Source organism: Pseudomonas sp. MF6776, assembly GCF_016613125.1.
In the GTDB taxonomy this organism is placed as follows: Bacteria; Pseudomonadota; Gammaproteobacteria; order Pseudomonadales; family Pseudomonadaceae; genus Aquipseudomonas; species Aquipseudomonas iridis.
Genome location: NZ_JAENSQ010000013.1, coordinates 63,027 through 82,666, shown reverse-complemented (window position 1 = coordinate 82,666; position 19,640 = coordinate 63,027). Strand labels below are relative to the sequence as shown.

At 60.2% G+C, this 19,640-nt stretch carries 16 protein-coding genes and 1 pseudogene; 8 read left to right on the top strand and 9 right to left on the bottom strand.

Going from position 1 to position 19,640, the window contains the following annotated elements; all coding sequences use genetic code 11:
* The first annotated feature begins 2 nt into the window (after positions 1 to 2).
* The 5 genes from JJD74_RS16645 (at position 3) to JJD74_RS16625 (ending at position 7,809) form a co-directional block, all read left to right on the top strand.
* Positions 3 to 1,076 (top strand): microcin C ABC transporter permease YejB, encoded by a 1,074-nt coding sequence (locus JJD74_RS16645; protein WP_042558795.1) that lies wholly within the window; start codon positions 3 to 5, stop codon positions 1,074 to 1,076.
* 1 nt (position 1,077) lies between these two features.
* Positions 1,078 to 2,097, top strand: a complete 1,020-nt coding sequence (locus JJD74_RS16640; RefSeq protein ID WP_042558794.1) for an ABC transporter permease — start codon at positions 1,078 to 1,080, stop codon at positions 2,095 to 2,097.
* A 1-nt stretch (position 2,098) separates the two neighbouring features.
* Positions 2,099 to 3,709 (top strand): ABC transporter ATP-binding protein, encoded by a 1,611-nt coding sequence (locus tag JJD74_RS16635; protein ID WP_047300747.1) that lies wholly within the window; start codon positions 2,099 to 2,101, stop codon positions 3,707 to 3,709.
* A gap of 19 nt (positions 3,710 to 3,728) precedes the next feature.
* The gene (fabI, locus tag JJD74_RS16630; RefSeq protein ID WP_007910591.1) at positions 3,729 to 4,523 is read left to right on the top strand and encodes an enoyl-ACP reductase FabI; all 795 of its coding nucleotides are present in this window, start codon (positions 3,729 to 3,731) and stop codon (positions 4,521 to 4,523) included.
* 151 nt (positions 4,524 to 4,674) lie between these two features.
* Positions 4,675 to 7,809: a hypothetical protein gene (locus tag JJD74_RS16625; RefSeq protein WP_200615889.1), complete on the top strand. Its 3,135-nt coding sequence runs from the start codon at positions 4,675 to 4,677 to the stop codon at positions 7,807 to 7,809.
* A 100-nt stretch (positions 7,810 to 7,909) separates the two neighbouring features.
* On the opposite strand, the gene JJD74_RS16620 is transcribed toward JJD74_RS16625, so the two are convergent.
* From JJD74_RS16620 to JJD74_RS16605, 4 genes are all read right to left on the bottom strand, one after another.
* Positions 7,910 to 8,878: a GGDEF domain-containing protein gene (locus tag JJD74_RS16620; RefSeq protein WP_042558791.1), complete on the bottom strand. Its 969-nt coding sequence runs from the start codon at positions 8,876 to 8,878 to the stop codon at positions 7,910 to 7,912.
* A gap of 62 nt (positions 8,879 to 8,940) precedes the next feature.
* The gene (locus JJD74_RS16615; protein WP_200615885.1) at positions 8,941 to 9,519 is read right to left on the bottom strand and encodes a hypothetical protein; all 579 of its coding nucleotides are present in this window, start codon (positions 9,517 to 9,519) and stop codon (positions 8,941 to 8,943) included.
* A 1-nt stretch (position 9,520) separates the two neighbouring features.
* A complete protein-coding gene (locus tag JJD74_RS16610; protein WP_200615882.1) occupies positions 9,521 to 11,683 on the bottom strand; it encodes a xanthine dehydrogenase family protein molybdopterin-binding subunit in 2,163 nt (720 codons plus the stop codon).
* Positions 11,684 to 11,703: 20 nt separating this feature from the next.
* The gene (locus JJD74_RS16605) at positions 11,704 to 12,159 is read right to left on the bottom strand and encodes a (2Fe-2S)-binding protein (protein WP_007965305.1); all 456 of its coding nucleotides are present in this window, start codon (positions 12,157 to 12,159) and stop codon (positions 11,704 to 11,706) included.
* Between the two features lie 260 nt (positions 12,160 to 12,419).
* On the opposite strand from JJD74_RS16605, the gene JJD74_RS16600 reads away from it, so the two are divergent.
* Complete coding sequence (locus JJD74_RS16600; RefSeq protein ID WP_200615879.1) at positions 12,420 to 13,250, top strand: alpha/beta fold hydrolase; 831 nt, start codon at positions 12,420 to 12,422, stop codon at positions 13,248 to 13,250.
* A gap of 409 nt (positions 13,251 to 13,659) precedes the next feature.
* On the opposite strand, the gene JJD74_RS16595 is transcribed toward JJD74_RS16600, so the two are convergent.
* The gene (locus JJD74_RS16595) at positions 13,660 to 14,052 is read right to left on the bottom strand and encodes a GFA family protein (RefSeq protein ID WP_080963915.1); all 393 of its coding nucleotides are present in this window, start codon (positions 14,050 to 14,052) and stop codon (positions 13,660 to 13,662) included.
* A gap of 117 nt (positions 14,053 to 14,169) precedes the next feature.
* Here JJD74_RS16595 and JJD74_RS31480 point away from each other — a divergent pair.
* Both JJD74_RS31480 and JJD74_RS16585 read left to right on the top strand, forming a co-directional pair.
* Positions 14,170 to 14,307, top strand: a pseudogene (locus tag JJD74_RS31480) (VOC family protein); the annotation flags it as partial.
* A 70-nt stretch (positions 14,308 to 14,377) separates the two neighbouring features.
* Positions 14,378 to 15,211 carry an AraC family transcriptional regulator gene (locus tag JJD74_RS16585; protein ID WP_200616022.1) on the top strand — a complete coding sequence of 278 codons (834 nt, stop codon included), beginning with the start codon at positions 14,378 to 14,380 and terminating at the stop codon, positions 15,209 to 15,211.
* Between the two features lie 98 nt (positions 15,212 to 15,309).
* Here the strand turns inward: JJD74_RS16585 and JJD74_RS16580 are convergent, their stop codons facing one another.
* From JJD74_RS16580 to JJD74_RS16565, 4 genes are all read right to left on the bottom strand, one after another.
* Entirely contained in the window at positions 15,310 to 15,897 is a 588-nt protein-coding gene (locus tag JJD74_RS16580) for a LysE family translocator (RefSeq protein WP_200615875.1), read from the bottom strand.
* Positions 15,898 to 16,103: 206 nt separating this feature from the next.
* Complete coding sequence (locus JJD74_RS16575) at positions 16,104 to 18,341, bottom strand: ATP-binding protein (RefSeq protein ID WP_200615872.1); 2,238 nt, start codon at positions 18,339 to 18,341, stop codon at positions 16,104 to 16,106.
* On the bottom strand, positions 18,338 to 18,952 hold the full coding sequence (locus tag JJD74_RS16570; protein ID WP_042558784.1) for a biliverdin-producing heme oxygenase: 615 nt from the start codon (positions 18,950 to 18,952) through the stop codon (positions 18,338 to 18,340). Before JJD74_RS16570 ends, JJD74_RS16575 begins: the two co-directional genes overlap by 4 nt.
* Before the next feature lie 232 nt (positions 18,953 to 19,184).
* Positions 19,185 to 19,598 (bottom strand): VOC family protein, encoded by a 414-nt coding sequence (locus JJD74_RS16565; protein ID WP_200615868.1) that lies wholly within the window; start codon positions 19,596 to 19,598, stop codon positions 19,185 to 19,187.
* Positions 19,599 to 19,640 lie beyond the last annotated feature (42 nt).

The following is a 19,640-nucleotide window of genomic DNA, read 5'->3' as shown; positions in this document are numbered from 1 at the left end:
AGATGCTGGCGTATATTTTTCGGCGACTGTTGCTGATCATCCCGACCCTGTTCGGCATTTTGCTGATCAACTTCGTGATCATTCAGGCTGCGCCCGGCGGGCCGGTCGAGCAGATGATCGCCAAGCTCGAAGGCTTCGAAGGCGCCACCAGCCGCATTGCCGGCGGCGGTGCCGAAGTGTCGGTGGCCGGTTCCGCCTATCGCGGCGCGCAGGGTCTCGACCCGGCGCTGATCAAGGAAATCGAGCACATGTACGGGTTCGACAAATCGGCCCCGGAACGTCTGTGGATCATGGTCAAGAACTACGCATCGCTGGATTTTGGCGACAGCTTCTTTCGCGACGCCAAGGTCATCGACCTGATCAAGGAAAAGCTGCCGGTATCGATCTCGCTGGGGCTGTGGAGCACGCTGATCATGTACCTGGTGTCGATCCCGCTGGGGATCGCCAAAGCCACGCGGCACGGCAGTCACTTCGATGTCTGGACCAGTTCGGCGATCATCGTCGGCTACGCGATCCCGGCGTTCCTCTTCGCGATCCTGCTGATCGTGGTGTTTGCCGGCGGCAGTTATCTGGACTGGTTTCCGTTACGCGGCCTGACCTCGAACAACTTTGACGAATTGAGCCTGGGCGGCAAGGTCCTTGATTACTTCTGGCACCTGGCGCTGCCGGTGACGGCATTGGTGATCGGCAATTTCGCGACGATGACCCTGCTGACCAAAAACAGCTTCCTCGACGAGATCAACAAGCAGTACGTGGTCACCGCCAAGGCCAAGGGCCTGACCCGTCACCGCGTGCTCTACGGTCATGTCTTCCGCAACGCCATGCTGCTGGTGATCGCCGGGTTTCCGTCAGCGTTTATCGGTATCTTCTTCACCGGCTCGTTGCTGGTGGAAGTGATTTTCTCGCTCGACGGCCTCGGTCTGATGAGTTTCGAAGCGGCGATCAACCGCGATTACCCAGTGGTGTTCGGCACCCTGTTCATCTTCACCCTTCTGGGGCTGGTGGTGAAACTGATTGGCGACCTCACCTACACCCTGGTCGATCCGCGCATCGACTTCGAAAGCCGGGAGCATTGAGATGAACCTGTCCCCTCTCAACCGCCGCCGCTTCGAACTGTTCAAGGCCAACAAGCGCGGCTGGTGGTCGCTGTGGCTGTTTCTGATCCTGTTCGGGCTGAGCCTGGGCGCCGAATTGATCGCCAACGACAAACCGCTGGTGGTGCACTACGACAACAACTGGTACTTCCCGGCGATCAAGCGCTACCCGGAAACCACCTTCGGCGGTGAATTTCCGCTGGAAGCCAACTACAAGAGCCCGTACATCCGTGAACTGCTCAAGGCCAAGGATGCGTGGGTGCTGTGGGCGCCGATTCCGTACAACTATCAAAGCATCAACTACGACCTGAAGGTCCCGGCCCCTGCCCCTCCGTCGGCGGACAACCTGCTGGGCACCGATGATCAAGGTCGCGATGTGCTGGCACGGGTGATTTACGGCTTCCGCATTTCGGTACTGTTTGCCCTGACGCTGACCATTCTGAGTTCGATCATCGGCGTGATCGCCGGGGCCTTGCAGGGCTTCTATGGTGGTTGGGTGGATTTGGCCGGACAGCGTTTTCTGGAGATCTGGTCAGGGTTGCCGGTCCTGTACCTGCTGATCATTCTGGCCAGTTTCGTCCAGCCGAATTTCTGGTGGCTGCTGGGGATCATGTTGCTGTTTTCGTGGATGAGTCTGGTTGATGTGGTGCGCGCCGAGTTCCTCCGTGGCCGTAACCTCGAGTACGTACGCGCAGCGCGGGCGCTGGGCATGCAGAACGGGGCGATCATGTTCCGCCACATTCTGCCAAACGCCATGGTCTCGACCATGACCTTCATGCCGTTCATCCTCACCGGCGCCATCGGTACGCTCACCGCGCTGGACTTCCTCGGTTTCGGCTTGCCGGCCGGCAGTCCGTCGCTGGGCGAGCTGGTGGCCCAGGGCAAATCCAACCTGCAAGCGCCATGGTTGGGCATGAGCGCGTTTGCGGTGCTGGCGCTGATGTTGAGTTTGCTGGTGTTTATCGGCGAGTCCGCTCGCGATGCCTTCGACCCGAGGAAGTGAAATGAATCAGGACAATCTGATCGAAGTGCGCGACCTCGCCGTCGAATTTGGTGTCGGCGAGCGCCTGCACCGGGTGGTAGAGGGCGTGAGCTTCGACATCAAACGCGGCGAAACCCTGGCGCTGGTCGGCGAATCCGGCTCGGGCAAATCGGTGACCGCCCACTCCATCCTGCGTTTGCTGCCGTACCCGATGGCGCGGCATCCGGCCGGCAGCATCAATTACGGCGGGCAAAACCTGTTGGGCCTGAGCGAGAAAACCATTCGCCACATCCGCGGCAACCGCATCGCGATGATTTTTCAGGAGCCGATGACCTCGCTCAATCCGCTGCACTCGATCGAGAAGCAGATCAACGAGGTGCTCGGCATCCACAAGGGGCTGACCGGCAAAGTCGCGACCAGGCGCACGCTGGAGCTTTTGGAAATGGTGGGCATCCCCGAGCCGCACAAGCGCCTCAAGGCCCTGCCCCACGAATTGTCCGGCGGCCAGCGCCAGCGGGTGATGATCGCCATGGCCCTGGCCAACGAGCCGGAATTGCTGATTGCCGATGAACCAACCACGGCGCTGGACGTGACCGTTCAGCTGAAAATCCTCGATTTGCTCAAGGAACTTCAGGCCCGATTGGGCATGTCGCTGCTACTGATCAGTCACGATTTGAACCTGGTGCGAAGAATTGCGCATCGCGTATGTGTCATGCAGCGCGGTTGCATCGTCGAACAGGCATCGTGCGCAGAGCTGTTCCGTTCGCCGCAGCATCCGTACACTCGGGAATTGCTCGGCGCGGAGCCCAGCGGAGGCCCGGCGACCAATAAAATCGGGGCGCCGCTGCTTGAGGTCGAGGACTTGAAAGTCTGGTTCCCGATCAAGAAAGGCTTGCTCAAGCGCACGGTGGATTACGTCAAGGCAGTGGACGGCATCAATTTCAGCCTGCCTCAAGGTCAGACTTTGGGCATTGTGGGCGAAAGCGGTTCCGGTAAATCCACGCTGGGTCTGGCGATTTTGCGGCTGATCGCCAGCAAAGGCGCGATCCGTTTTGAAGGCAAGCAGCTAGACTGCCTGACGCAGAACGAGATTCGCCCGTTGCGACGGGAGATGCAGGTGGTGTTTCAGGACCCGTTCGGCAGCCTGAGCCCGCGGATGTGCGTCAGCGACATCGTTGGTGAAGGCCTGCGGATTCACAAGATGGGTACCGCCGCCGAACAGGAAGCGGCAATTATTGCGGCATTGAAGGAGGTAGGTCTGGATCCGGAAACCCGGCACCGCTACCCCCACGAATTTTCCGGTGGGCAACGGCAACGCATCGCCATTGCTCGAGCGTTAGTGCTCAAACCGGCGCTGATCCTGCTGGACGAGCCGACTTCAGCGCTCGACCGGACGGTGCAGCGGCAAGTGGTGGAGCTGTTGCGTTCACTGCAAGCCAAGTACAACCTGACGTATTTGTTCATCAGCCATGATCTGGCTGTCGTCAAAGCGCTGAGCCACCAGTTGATGGTGGTCAAGCATGGCCAAGTGGTCGAACAGGGAGACGCGCAAGAAATCTTTGCAGCCCCTGAACATCCGTATACACAGCAGTTGCTGGAAGCCGCTTTTTTGGCACCAGCCACTGCGCAATAACCTGAAAGAGGAGCAACACATGGGTTTTCTCGCCGGTAAGCGCGTACTGATCGTCGGTGTCGCCAGCAAGCTGTCCATCGCATCCGGCATCGCTGCCGCCATGCATCGCGAGGGCGCTGAGCTTGCCTTCACTTATCAGAACGACAAACTGAAAGGTCGTGTTGAAGAATTCGCCCAAGGCTGGGGTTCGAGCCCTGAGCTGTGCTTCCCGTGCGACGTGGCCAGCGATGAAGAAATCGCCAAGGTCTTCGAAGCACTGAGCAAGAAGTGGGACGGCCTGGACTGCATCGTGCATTCCGTTGGCTTCGCACCGGGCGACCAACTGGACGGCGACTTCACCGAAGCCACCACCCGTGACGGTTTCCGCATCGCTCACGACATCAGCGCCTACAGCTTCGTGGCCCTGGCCAAAGCCGGCCGCGAAATGATGAAAGGCCGCAACGGCAGCCTGCTGACCCTGTCGTACCTGGGCGCCGAGCGCACCATGCCTAACTACAACGTAATGGGCATGGCCAAGGCTTCGCTGGAAGCTGGCGTACGTTACCTGGCCGGTTCCCTGGGTCCGGACGGCACCCGCGTCAACTGCGTATCGGCTGGCCCGATCCGTACGCTGGCCGCTTCCGGCATCAAGAACTTCCGCAAGATGCTGGCCGCCAACGAGGCGCAGACCCCACTGCGTCGCAACGTCACCATCGACGAAGTCGGCAACGCCGGCGCGTTCCTGTGCTCTGACCTGGCGTCGGGCATCAGCGGTGAAATCATGTACGTGGACGGCGGCTTCAACACCACCGCCATGGGCAACATCGAAGAGTGATCTCGATGTAGAAAAAAACCGCCTTTCGAGGCGGTTTTTTTTCGCCTGCGCAAAACTCGCGCACGAGCGATAACTATGTACCACCGGAGGTTCTCCCCGTCGTTCGACAATCGACGCTCAGCGGTTTTCAACCGCCTACAGGAGAACACTGATGGACGAAACCGAACAGCAACCGCAACGCGACCGGCGCGAACAGGCGCTGATCCGATGCCTCATCGATGAATTGACCGCCGTGCCGGTCGCCAGCCCCGGCGCCCCGCTGCGCACCCTGGAAATTCCGCACGAGTGCCTGCTGCATGAGTGGACAGAGCTTTATTGGTCTGCACTGGAGCGCCCGGAATTTCTCGACTGGGCCAGCCGGTTCCACATCGACCTCGACACCCTCAATCTCAAGGACGACACGTTACAGGTCCTGACTGCCCCGAACGGGACGCGCACCCTGCGCACATTCACCCTGGAGGACGACTCCGGCTGGTGGCAAATGGCACCGATCCTGTGGTCGATCTCCCAGCGCATCGATACGGCCGGATTCGGCCTGCCGTATGTCGGCGGCAAGTCAGCCAACCCGCTGCATCGCTTTCCGCGCCGCGTGGTGCTGGCGTTTTACGGTTATCCGGAGCCACAAAACGTGCAGCAGGCTCGCGCATTGATCAATGAGCTGAAACACAGCGGCCTCGCACGCATCAACGCCGACGGCCACACGACGTCCGCGCTGGTCGTAGAGCGCAGCACTCAGCTCCAGGATCTTCGCGACATTGCGACGACACTCGAACAGGCCCTTGCGGACGACGAGCAACTGAAGCGGCCGTTCGACCGTGCGAGCATTGCCGGCCTGCCGATTACCCTCACGTCAGGCTCGCTGCTGTCCAACGCCGCTTTGGCCATCGACCTCGACCACGTTTTGAGCCGGTACGGCTACCCATTGCCGCAAAGCAACCAGCAAGCCCGCACGCTGGTCTCGCGTTTGCGCCAGCAGACCTGGCCGCCCCTGCCCTACGTCAGTGAGTATGTGCAGACCGCGCTGCCCATCCTGCGTTACCAACAGGCTTTCGGCGACGTCGAGAACTGCCAGCACATCATTCGGCGGCTGGAGGCGTTGAGCCGTAACAAAGACGCCACGGCGCCAATTGATCTGACGGAACAGAGCCAACCGATGCCGGTTTCTTCATTGGGGCACCGGGTGGCCGCCGATAAGGTGACCCTGGCGGCGTTCAGGGCCAATGCTGCGTTTCAAGCGATTCTCAGGCGCGAAAACCTGCGGGCGAACAGCCCATTGTTGGTAAGCGAAAGGGGCCACGTGGGGACGCCAGGCAGGAACGACAGTTGGGTCAACCTGACGGCAAAGGTGAAAAAGAACAGGGAGCTGAATGCCATGCTCGAGCGGCTTAAATCACTGGCGGCCGAGGCCGGTGGCGCCATGCGCAGCAACGGCAAGGTCAGCCTGAGGCAAATGATGCGTTTCTATGAAATGAATCTGCCCGACAACGTCGAATCGGCGCGACGCATCGCGCAGTGGGAAAAAACCCTGCTGGCCCTGCATCCCTCTTACATGGATCACTGGTACCTGTTAGGCCACCCCGGCAAAAACGCCGAGCGATTTACCGTGGAGCAACGCCAGCTGATCATCGACACCACCCAGGCATTCGTCCCCCCTGACAGCGCACCGCTGATCGACTACCTGAGCGAAGGCGTCGACACCGACCTGCCCCGCGCAACACTGCTGGCCAAAGCGGATTACCGGATCAGCCAGATCCTCATCACGCCCCGTTCGCATGCGCTGGGCAACCAATTGTTGAGTGCGTTCAAGCAGGCGTACAAAGAGAAGGCATTGATTGCCGTCAACCGCGAACGTCTGATAATGGCGGCGCTGATCCTCAGTCTTGATGCGAACATCGGCGAGCAGCTCGATCGGGTCGTGGGCCAACCGTTGAACGACCGCTTTTTCTGGGGTGAAAGTCTGAGCGAGGTGCGTCGCTTCATCGAGCATCAATCCGGTCTGGCCGCGATCACAAACAAAACCCTGGCCACCCATTTGCTGTTGTCGGGCATTGCGCCGGAGTTTCTGATTCGCGGCATCCCGGACTCCGTCACGTACATCAGCTCCATTGACTGGGTCAAACTGAAACAGACGGTGTTGCATGTCGAGCATCTCAAGTCAGGCCTGAGCCGACTGATGTCGTTCGACCAACTGATGACCCTGGCCAGCATCCCGATCGCGCTGACTGCACAGACGTACGAGAGCAAGTATGCGAGCGCTGCGCTGGTCGCCGACTGGGCCATCGCCCGAGGTCTGATCCAGCGTGATCCCGAGCTTGCCGGCAACACCTATGACGCAGCAACGCTGGGACAGGCTGCCGCCCGGTTCAGCGCGCACACGCAAGCGTTGGACCGGCTGCGCCAGGAAGCTTTCGACTCAGGGTTCGCCACGCCTTACACCGTGGCACTGGCCGATCTGCAGACTGTCTTCGGCCATCACCTGCACCTGGAAGACAGGGTTCTGGTCGCGAGCGACGCCAGCGCCAATGCGCACAACCAGGCGCCTTTTTACTCCCTCGTCGAGCTGCACATGGCCGACAGGTTGAAGCCCGACATGACGCACTGGCGCTCGACGCTGGCAGCGTTGAATCTGCAAACGATGGCGCCGCAGTTTTCCCGACTTAGAAAGGTATCGGGGCAATTTCAGTCTGCACTGGCCAGCCGCCTGACGCGTTTGAAAAACGCCTACGTCGCGCTGATCAAGGAAGCGTTCTGCGAGCTGCCGTTGCAGCAAAGGCTCGATATCGAAGACGGTACGCTGCAACTGTTTGCGCTGCACCCGGTAGCAGAGCCGCAGCAGCCTGCCGGTGCGGGGTCGTTCGCCATCATCGCGTTGCTCGAGGGTTTTACCTCGCGGATTTTCGAAATTTTCGTGCGCCACTCGCAGGTGCGGTTGCGCAGGGACATTCCCCCCTCACTGTTGACGTCAGCCGCTCAGCGCGAGCTGCCATTCGATGACGAGGCCTACCGGCGCGGCACGCGTCCTCGTGAGCAGGCGATCTGTCAGGGCACCATTGAGCGTCTCGACGTACCGGGGGCGCCGTTCACGCGGCAGTCGGCCGCGATTCCCGACACCTACGCCTCACCCGCAATCAACGCCATCGCCCAGGCCGCAGTCGATCACATGTTCAAGGAGCGCGAAGCATCAGCCCTGGAGCGTGCCGGGGCTACCCTCGACCTGAAAGATGCCGAGACCTGCCATGCGGCCTGGTTGGCGTTCTATCAATCCTTGAGTCCGTACGAACGATGACAACGCGCCGAACGTCACCAGCGCCATTATGTTTTGAGCGGTTTGCTGGAGTTCAGGCATGCCGCCGCCCGTGTGGGCGCGGGCACTGCGCTTCAGGTCCTTACTGGATACGCTTCAACGCCTGTTTGTGCGCGTACATCGCCGCGTCCGCGTCGGCCAGCAGGCGGTCGACGTTGTCGTGGCGTTGCGCGTCGTATTCGATCTGGCCGACGCTGAAGCGGATGGCGTAACCACGGTGGAGCGTGGCGTTGCGTTCTTCGAGAATTTCCTTGAGGCGTGCCATGACCGCTGTGGTCTCGATGTGGCTGGAGCCGGTCAGCAGTGCGACGAATTCATCGCCGCCCAGGCGTCCGACCACATCGCTCTCACGAAAGGCGATACGCAGGACGTCGGCGAAAGTCTTGAGCGCACTGTCACCCTCGGCGTGACCGTAAAGGTCGTTAATCTGTTTGAAGTCGTTGAGGTCGAAAAACAGCAGCGTCGCCGGCCGGTGCAACCGCGCGCAAGCGTCCAGCGCATGCTGAGCCAGTTGCTTGAAGCCGCGACGATTGGACAGCAGCGTCAGCTCGTCCATGCTCGCCATCTGCACCGCCGTCAGCTCTTGCTCGGCCATTTCGGCCAGATCACGTAGCAGTGCACGCTCCTCTTCGTCGAGATCACGGGGTTTGGTGTCGATCAGGCACAACGTCCCAAGTTTGTTGCCAGTGGGCACGGTCAGCGGGTAGCCGGCGTAGAAACGAATGTTCGGCTCGCCGGTCACCAACGGATTGTCATGGAAGCGCTCATCCTCGCGGGCATCGCGCACCAGCAGGAGGTCATCCTTGAGAATCGCGTGGCCGCAGAAGGAAATGTCCCTCGACGTCTCGGTAGCATCGAGCCCGACACAGGATTTAAACCACTGACGGTCCTTGTCCACCAGCGTCACCAATGCAATGGGCACATTGAACAGGCGTTTGGCCAGCCGCGTGAGTCGGTCGAAACGCTCTTCGGGGGCCGAATCCAGAAGATTGAGGCCATGCAGCGCCTGAATGCGCGCCTCTTCGTTGGCAGGTTTTCGGGGAACCAGCATCACACACTCCATTGGCATCAATGTTCCTAAGAGTAGCGCTAATTCTCCTCGGCCTCACCCCATCAACCACCTACCACAGGACATGGGCCCCCAGCATCGGCCCAGAGCTTGAACTGGTTCACGAATATGTCGTGCGGCACCGGCACTGGCGCGCGGCCGGTGCCGGGATTCCAGCCCCAAAGCACCAGTTTGTCCTCGCTGACATGTTTGATCAGCGCGGCGAAATCGCGGTCGCCATTGCTCGAACGGTCTTTGATCATCGCGCACAGCTTGTCCGGCGGCAGGCCGATCCAGGCCATTTTGTGCGCCGCTGGCGGCAGGCTCCAGTGCGGCGCCCCCGGAGGGGCATGGGGGCCGTAACTGGCCGGCGGATTGTTGTCAGCATGACACGTGGCACAAGGCAAACCGGCGGCGCCCTTGCCGTCCATACCGCGCACCACGCTCATCGCATGAGGAATGCCGGCGTCGAATTGCAGCGGCGAATCACCGGGAATGTGGCAGTTCTGGCAGCGCGGACTCTGAAAGACTTTCTGCACCGTGGCGAAGGCTTTCAAGGCCTCCTGCTCGTCGGCGAACAAATCCGCGGCGTAGCCGCCCAGACCGACCAACACCATCGTTCCCAAGACCAGATGTCGTTTCATCTCATACCCCCGACAGTTGCAGCGGCAGTTCGCGCAGGCGTTGCCCGGTCAGGGCGTACACCGCGTTGGCCACCGCCGGTGCGGTCGGCGGCACACCGGCCTCGCCGATGCCGCCAGGTTTGTCGCTGCTGGGTACGATGTGCACCTCGACCACCGGCATTTCGTTAAGCCGCAGCACCTGATAATCGTGATAGTTGGACTGCACGACCGCACCGTCCTTGAGCGTGAGCTTGCTGTGCAGCGCCATGCCCAGACCGAAGGTGATGCACGATTCCATCTGCGCCGCGATGCTCTGCGGGTTGACCGCAATCCCACAGTCCACCGCGCACACCACCCGATGCACGCGAATCGCCAGATTGTCCTGGGACACCTGCGCGACCTGCGCCACGTAACTGCCAAACGATTCGTGCACCGCGACACCCAGTGCATGGCCCTCCGGCAGCGGCGCTGTCCAGTTGGCCTTCTCAACCGCCAGATTGAGCACGCCGAGATGACGCGGATGCTCCTTGAGCAATGTTCGCCGGTATTCGACCGGGTCCTTGCCCGCCGCCGTGGCCATTTCGTCGATCAGCGACTCCATGACAAACGCCGTGTGGCTATGCCCCACCGAACGCAGCCACAGCACGTTGATTCCGGTCTGCGGTGAATGCAGATCGACCTGATGATGGGCCAGACCTTTGACGTACGGACTGTCGCTGACACCTTCGACGGACGTCGGGTCGATGCCGTTCTTGACCATGGTCGCTTCCAGCAACGTGCCAGTCATGATCGACTGGCCGACCAGCACATGCTGCCAGCTCAGGGGCAGCCCATCCGCGCCAAGGCCGATTCGCGCCTGATGCAGGAACATCGAGCGGTAATAACCGCCGCGGATATCGTCCTCCCGCGACCACACGGTTTTCACCGGCAGACCCGCCGCTTTCGCCACCTGCACGGCTTCAGCGACAAAATCCGAAGTCGGATTGGCCCGGCGGCCAAACCCGCCGCCGAGGAATTCCGTATGGATCTCCACCTGCTCGGGCTTCAACCCGGTGATTTTTCCGGCAACCATTTGATCGAGTGTCTGAAACTGCGTGCCCGTCCAGATTTCACATTTCTGCTCGCTGATTTTCACCGTGCAGTTCAAAGGTTCCATCGGCGCATGCGCCAGGTAAGGCACGCTGTACTCAACGTCGATCTTCTTCGCCGCTTTGCTGAAGTTGGCCTTGGCATCGCCGGCCTGACTGGCTGATGTGCCCGGTGTGGTGGCCAGTTTGCGAAAGCTTTCCAGTAGTTTTTCGCTGCTCAGATCCGCGTGAGGCCCAAGGTCCCAATCGACTTTCAGCGCATCGCGGCCCAGTTTCGCCGCCCAGTAATGCTCCGCAATTACCGCGACGCCACTCGGCACCTGCAGCACTTTATGTACGCCCGGGATCGCCAATGCTTGAGCGCCTTCGAAGGACTCGACCGTCGCCCCGAAAGCCGGCGCACGGGCGACCATGGCGGTCATCAAACCCTCGAATTGCACGTCCATGCCGAACTTGGCGCGGCCGGTGATTTTCTCCGGGGTATCGAGGCGTTTGGTCGGTTTGCCGATGACTTTCCAGTCCTTGGCCTCCTTGAACGTGATGGATTTCGGATCCGGTACCGGCAGTTGCCCGGCGGCGTCCGCCAGTTCGCCGTAGGTTGCGCGTTTATCGCCAGCAATCACCACACCCGATTCGGTGCGAATCGTCGAAGGCGCGACGTCGAAGCGCTTGGCCGCCGCCTCGACCAGCATCTGCCGGGCCGTTGCACCGGCCAACCGATAGCGGTCGAACTCCATCCAGGTTGACGTCGAGCCGCCAGTAATCTGCATGCCGCCGAAAGCGGGCATGCCGTAATCCGCCGCCGACGCGGGCGAATGTTCGACGCGGATGGTCGACCAGTCAGCGTCCAGTTCTTCGGCGATCAGCATGGTCAGGCCGGTCCAGATGCCCTGGCCCATTTCCGAATGCCCGAGCAGTACGGTGACGCTGTTGTCGGCGCCGATGCGCAGAAAGGCATTCGGCGCAAAGACTTTGCCCTCACCCTCCGCCGCCATGGCAAACCGGTGGCCGCCAGGCACGGCAAACGCCACCACCAGACCGCCGCCCAACAGGGCACTGCCTTTGAGAAAACCCCGACGCGATACGGGACTGTTCATCGTTTATCTCCCCGTCAGGTTCAACCGATCTCGGCCGCACGTTTGACCGCTGCGCGAATTCTTGGGTAAGTGCCGCAGCGGCAGATGTTGCCGGAAAGCGCCTGATCGATATCGCTGTCGGTAGGTTTGGGGATTTTCGCCAGCAAGGCAGCGGCCGACATGATCTGCCCGGACTGGCAATAACCGCACTGCACCACATCGAGTTCGGCCCAGGCCTGCTGCACAGGGTGCGAGCCATCCGTGGACAAACCTTCGATGGTGAGGATTTTCTGCCCATGGGCGACGGCCGTGGCCGGGGTGATACAGGCACGCAACGGCGCGCCATCGACATGCACGGTGCACGCGCCGCACTGCGCCATGCCGCAACCGAATTTGGTGCCGGTCAGGTGCGCGACATCGCGCAGGACCCAGAGCAACGGCATGTCCGCAGGGACGTCGAGCTCCTGATCCTTGCCATTGATATTCAAAGTCAGCATCGGGGTTTTCCTCAGACTCACGGTGTTCTGAAGGGACGTCACTGCGGCTGTAAAGCCTGCGCGCGCCTCGGCTTATCCCTTTCAGCAAAGCCTAATTTGCGCCTCAAGCCAGACGTGGCGACCACCGGTCATGCACATGTCGACTTTAATCCTACAGTTGATAACGGCTCGCACTGCGCCGCCAGAGGAACACTCGTACCAGCGAACCGATTCGCGAACATCTCGCGGATTGCCCTCCATATGTGTCAGGAGTAGCGAACATGGGATTTGTCACCACCCAAGATGGCGTCGAAATTTTCTACAAGGACTGGGGACCGAAGGACGCCCCGGTCATCCACTTTCACCATGGCTGGCCGCTCAGCTCCGACGACTGGGATGCACAGATGCTGTTCTTTCTGGGGCAAGGCTTTCGGGTGATTGCCCATGATCGCCGTGGCCACGGACGTTCGAGCCAGGTCTGGGACGGTCACGACATGGATCACTACGCCGATGATGTCCTTGCGGTGGTCAACCATCTGGGCGTGAAAAAAGCCGTGCACGTCGGCCACTCCACCGGCGGCGGTGAAGTCATCCACTACATCGCCCGCCATGGCCAGGACACAGTCCTCAAAGCCGCGATCATCAGCGCGGTGCCACCGCTGATGGTCAAGACCGAAAGCAACCCGGGTGGTTTGCCGAAATCGGTGTTCGATGACTTGCAGGCACAACTTGCGGCCAATCGTGCGCAGTTCTATCGAGATGTACCGAGCGGTCCGTTCTACGGCTATAACCGACCGGGTGCCGAGGCGCAGGAAGGTGTTATCGCCAACTGGTGGCGCCAGGGCATGATTGGCGGCGCGAAGGCGCATTACGACGGCATCGTGGCGTTCTCGCAGACCGATTTCACTGAGGATCTAAAGCGGGTGACGGTGCCGGTGCTGGTGATGCATGGCGAAGATGACCAGATTGTTCCCTATGAGAACTCGGCGCCTTTGTCGGCGAAATTGCTGCCAAATGGCACGTTGAAGTCGTATCCGGGATTCCCGCACGGGATGCCGACGACTGAGGCGGCGACGATTAATGCGGATTTGTTGGCGTTTATTCGCGGGTGATCATTTCTGGAGTCAGAGACTTGGCCCTGTAGAAGCGAGCTTGCTCGCGAAAGCGGTCTGTCAGTGAATATCAAGCTGACTGACCCACCGCTTTCGCGAGCAGGCTCGCTCCCACAGGTTCTGAGTGCATACAGTGAAATATGGCAACTTGAGTGGTGAGAAGCGCAGGCGGTCGGCTTTGGGGCTCGTGGTGTACTCGCCCCTCACCCCAGCCCTCTCCCGAGGGAGAGGGAGCCGATATCTGGGCTTTTCAACACTTGAGTTCGACTCGATATCCCACGTCGGTGTACTTCTCGCCAACACCTCGGTCAGTTCCCTTTCCCTTTGGGAGAGGGTCTGCTTTTGGCTGTTTAAAAACGTGCCGACGGTGCACACCGCTTTTGATCTTGTCCTGCGGCCCCGTCACGCACTAGTCCTCGGAACGCCCACGACCCTCGCGATCCCGTTCGTAATGGTGAGCAACAGGAAGCGCCGGCAGCCAGGACTCACGCCGAATCGTCCAGAGCTCATAAGTGGGTTTGAATTGATCAGGCTGATCGAGCGACCCCACGTTCACCTCAACCTCATCAGCCGAACGCGTAAACACGGGAGAACCACAGCGTGGGCAAAAAAACCGCCCATTGTAGTCACGCGTTTCGCCAGTAACCGTCACTGCGCTCGCAGGAAAAATCGCCGAGGCATGAAACAACGCGCCATGGCGTTTGCGGCAGTCGAGACAATGGCAAAGTCCCACGCGGTAGGGTTGCCCTGAGGCTTCGAAGCGAATGTCGCCGCACAGGCAGCCACCCGTGAATCGGTCCATGGTGGATCTCCTCTGTTCACCCATGTGTACCGTGCGTAAACACATTCCCGCACGCCAGTTTAAATCGATCTACGGCACCACTAATCGACGAAGGACTGACTACGCTGTTAATCCAGCATGTCTTACCTGCCGAGGACGACTGCCAGGCAACGCTTTCAAAAACTCACCCCGTGCCTGTGGTTCGACAATCAGGCTGAAGCCGCCGCGAGGTTCTACTGCTCGATCTTCGATGACGCGAAAATTACCGGTCTGACTACAGACTGCAACGAGCCTTTGCCGGCCAGAGCTAATACACTCGGGCGCTGGCCTGCCGGGAAGGACGATGATGAAACACGCTGCCGCCAAAAACCCTGAAAAAGCCCCGCGCTTCTGGCGTGATGAGGCCCTGCCGTTCATTGAGGCGCGGGCCATCGCCGATGGTCGCGAGGTGTGTTACGCGCGGCATTCCCACGCGCACTTTTCCATTGGTGCGATCACTGCCGGGCACAGCACGTATGTGCATGAACAGGCGCAGTTCGAAGTCGCGGCGGGCACCGTGGTGTTGATGAATCCGGGGGATGTGCATGCGTGCAATCCGATTGATGATCAGCCGTGGTCGTACCTGATGCTTTACGTCGAGACACCGTGGTTGACGGACTTGCAGCATCAACTGGGGTTTGCCGCCGAGCTTGAGTTCCGGCGTTTCGCGACCACCCATCTCGACGACGCCGGGCTGTTCCGTGATCTCAACGGGTTGTATGAGGTACTGGTCGATAACCAGCAGGATGCCCTGCGCAAACAGAGCGCAGCGGTGGAGTTTTTCACCGATCTGCAATTGCGCCTGAACCCGGCGCAACAGCCGGTGCGCGAGCCGAATTTCAAGCTCGAACGTGCCGCCGACTACATCCGTGAACACTGCACCGATCTGCTGAGCCTGGATGACATTTGCCGCGCGGCGCAGCTGTCACCGTCCTACCTGATCCGCGCCTTCAAGCAACATTTCGGCATGACGCCGCATGCTTTTCTGGTCAACCAACGCATCCAGTTCGCTCGCGAGCGATTACGCAGCGGACAGTTGATTGCCGATGTGGCGCTGGAGGCGGGGTTTGCCGATCAGGCGCACTTCCAACGGGCGTTCAAACAGCATCTGGCAGCAACGCCCGGCCAGTATCGCGGCTGACCGGGTCGTTCAGAATCAACAGATCGCAGCCTTCGGCAGCTCCTACAAGGATCGGTGTAGGAGCTGCCGAAGGCTGCGATCTGTTGATCTTCAAGCAACTACGGTAGCAACAGATAAACCGCACTCACTACCAACAACCCCGCCATCAGCCGATTGAACAGGCGCATCCCCGCCGGATTACCCAGATACCCACGCAAAAACGTCCCGGCATACGCCCAGCAGCCCACCGACACATAGCAGATCACCAGATACACCGCCGCAAACTGCCAAACCAACCGTGCCTCGCCATCAGCAACAAACGCGCCCATGCCGGCGACGCAAGCCAGCCAGGCCTTCGGATTGAGCCATTGCATGACGGCGCCATAGAGCATGGATGGGGCACGCCCCGAGTCGCCGGCATTCAGTTGCCCGTCATGGGTCGCGAGCTTCCAGGCCATGAACAGCAGAAACGCCACCCCGGCCAGTTGCACCACGCGGGTCATGAATGGCCAGAGCTTGAGGATTTCGTGCAGGCCCAATCCCATCAGCACCAGCAACAGCACAAACCCCAACGTCGCCCCGGCGACATGTCGCTGGCTGGCGCGAAAGCCGAACTGCGCACCGGAGCTCAGCGCCACGATGTTGACCGGGCCGGGGGTAATGGACGCTGCCAGAGCAAACGCCGCCATCGAAAGAACAAGACTCATCGCACACCTGCTTCAAAACGAGGAACAAGGTGCTCACGGTAACCAGCGACTGGTCACCGGTATTGAAGAAAATCACCCTGAACCTGAAACGACTAACCCCTGCAGGAGCTGCCGCAGGCTGCGATCTTTTGACTTTTCTTTAGAATCAAGATCAAAAGATCGCAGCCTGCGGCAGCTCCTACAGGGGCGAAGTGCAGGCAATTGGATCAGTCGAGGCGCGGCACGGTGAAACGGAATTCGCTGCCCTGCCCCGGCTCACTGTCGGCGAAGATCTGGCCGCCATGCGCTTCGACGATGCCTTGGCTGATGTACAAACCCAGGCCGGTGCCAGTCGGATTACCTTCTTTCACCGTCCAGTAACGGTCGAACACGTGAGGCAGGTGTTCCTTGGGAATGCCTTCGCCGCTGTCGCGCACGATGAAGACGATTTCATTGCCGACTGATTTCGCGTGCACGCCAACCGAACCCAGGCGCGGGGTGAATTTGATGGCGTTGCCCACCAGATTCGACAACACCTGAAACAGCCGCTCCGGGTCGGCATGGATGCGCAGATCCGGATCAGCCGCGAAGGAAATGCTGATGTCTTTGTCCAGTGCCAGCGGCGCGAGCAAGGCTTGCGCCTCTTCGAACATCTGGCTGACGTCGAGTTTCTGCGGCGTGATGCTGTATCGCCCGGCGTCGATCTTGGAGGTATCGAGCAAGTCTTCCAGCAGCGTATTCATACGCCCGGCCGCCTGTTGCATGGTGTCGATGGCCGTCGAGATTCGCCGCGAGGTGTGCGGGCCGTCGGAGCTGAACGCTTTCTGCATCATGCCGCAGAGCATCGAAATGACGGTCATTGGATTGCGCAGGTCGTGGGAAACCACGGCCACCAGTTCATCGCGGGCACGCACGGCTTCCTGCTCGCGTCGTACCTGACGGGCCAGATCGTTTTCCAGCGCCGACCGGCGCAAATCGTTGGCCGCAAACAGGTCGCCATGGCTCCACTTGGCGGAAATACCGGCCATCTCGACCTTCCAGATTTCAAACGAGGTGCGCGGGCGCAGGCGCATGCCCGAATCAGAATTTTCCAGATCCAGCGGCTTGCGCGGATCGCCACTCCAGTTGATGTTTTCTTTCACTTCCGCTCGGAACCACAGCACGCCGTTGTCCACCGGTTTTGGCAGGCTCATGGCAAGTACGCCGCTGGCCACGTGGGGATACTGCGCGGCGGGTGGATAAACGCTGGCCAGATGGTGACTGGCGAACACCGGCTCGGCGCTTTCCTGCAACCATTTGTGCAGGGCGCGGATGTCTTCCGGTTCAGGGCAGTTGCCGTAACGATGCAATTGCTTGTCTTCAATGATTGCGACACCGCCGGCATCGGCCAGCGCCATCAGAACCTGTGGCTGATTGGCCAAGCCGTCGAAGACATTTTGCGGCGAATCGATCATGGCCTGATTGAGCAGCGCCAGCGCTTCGACCTTCTCTTCACGCTGGCGACTGACCTCCAGCGCCTCCATCGCGCTGATCTGCAGCGAAAGCACCTGGCCGATGGTCTGGCAAGCGGTGCGCAATTCATGCGGTACATGCAGTGGCTGACGGTTGCCGCAACTGATCAGCCCCCAGAGCTCGTCACCCTTGAGCAGGGAAATGCTCATCGACGACAGCACGCCCATGTTCTTCATGTATTGGCAGTGAATCGGTGACACGCTGCGCAGCGTCGCAAAACTCAAATCCAGCGGCGTCTGCGTATCCGGACGCAACTTCGGTACAAGTGGCACCGGTTGATAGTCGGCGTTGGGAATGATCCGCAGCCAATTTGTCCGGTACAGCTCTCGCGCCTGTTCGGGAATATCCGAGGCCGGGAAGAACAGTCCGTTGAAGACTTCCATCGACGGATCGGACGCTTCGGCGATGACCTGGCCGTGTCCCTCTTCTTCGAAACGATAGATCAGCACCCGGTCATACCCGGTGATCGCCTGGATTTCCTTGACGCTGATGTCGTACAGCGCCTGCAGCGTCGTGGCCGCTTGCAGACGCTGGAGCATGCGCCCCAGATTTGTCTGGCTGCCGGCAACATTGCGCGGCTGGAAGTTTTCGACGTGAATCTCCAGCTCAAGAATCAATACGCCCTGATGTCGATGCAGCAACCCCTCGAACGCGGTGCCATTGAGGTGGAGGTACAACCGCGGCGCGTCGAAGAACGCCGCTTGCTGCAACGCCTCACGCACTTGTGCTGTGTGCACTTCACCCAGCAAATCCACCAATGGCTGGCCAATCAACGCCTCTGGCGCACGGCCCAGAAGGGTTTCAACGTTGGCGCTGATCTGAATGATCTCAAGCGCCGGTTCGCTCAACGTCAGCAGTAAACCGTGAGGCTGGATTGCGCCGGGGAAGCGGATCGGCTCGTCAGCACAGTTGGCCAGCAGTTCTTCAAAGTCTTTCTTGTCTTGCGGATTCATGCCAATACCTCCTGGCATTCGAGCCAGCGCTCGAAGCAACTGAATGTGGTTTGCGCGGCCAGCACGACCGCTTTGCGCTGATCAGCGTCCATCGGGCGATTGCCCAGGTATTCGATGAAATCGCGCCAGCGACGGCCGGTGGCAGCGCCGTAGACATCGAGGAAGGCAGCGCCGTTGTCTGCTTCAAGGCCCAACCGTGCGGAGATTTCTCGACGCAGGATCTGTCCGCCGAGGGTTGCGCCCTCGAGCACGTACAGCACACCCAGGCACGCAGCGCTCGAATCAATCACGGGCAACTGATCGCAGATCGGCAGGTTTTCCAGCGAAGCGGGCGCTAACCCCAACGCTTGCAGATCGCCGCGCAATGTATGGGTTTTGAGGCGTGGCGTCAGGTCGAAATCGTCGGGGACTGAACCACTGCGCTGCAATGCGTTTTCCAGCGGGAAATAGAAGCCGTAATAGGCCGCTATCAAGCGCTTGAAAGCAGGTAAATCGAGCGTATCGGAGAAAAAAGGAAGGCGTTTTTCCAGTGCGATGTGCAGTTCGGCAGTGCCGGCCCGCAAATCTTGCAGCACCGGTGGCACATAAACCTCACGGGCCTTTGCTTGCATGTATGTCGCTCTTGGTGAGGCCGCCTGGGGCCATTCGGGGTGTAAAAACGTCGCGTGAAATTTTACACGTCAAACGACATTTCTGACCGCGCAGATCGTTTTTTCAGACGAAACCACGGCCCTCGGACATTTCAGAGTTCCCTCTGACGCGAAAAGTTCGACCCGATTTGATGCGCCTGGGGTTGCTGTAACGCGACGGCACCGCCTGACTGTATGGGCCTGCGAAGCGGGCTTAAGTCTGTGACGGACCTTTGAGTTCGACCTGATTGCCATCCGGGTCGAAACAGTACAGCGACAAGCCGTTGCCCTCGGCACCGAAGCGGGTGGCGGCTTTTTCGACGCTGAGGCCGTGTGCCCGCAAGTGCTCGATCAGCGCCGCTTCATCGAATGGCTCGATTCGCAGGCAGAAGTGATCGACGTTGCGCCCCTCGGCACCCGCCGCTGCACCACCCTGGCGGCCGATGTCGCCTTGAAGGTCGACCAGATCGATCATCGACGTACCGGCGCGCAAATGCACCAGCCCCAGCGGTTCGTTGAATTTGACCACTTCGGCGCCGAACACCTGGCCGTAGAAATCGATGCTGCGTTGCAAGTCGGCGACGCGCAGGACGATGTGATCAATGTGCTGAATTACAAACGGATGCATTGGGCAGACCTCAACAAACTGTAGGAGCTGCCGCAGGCTGCG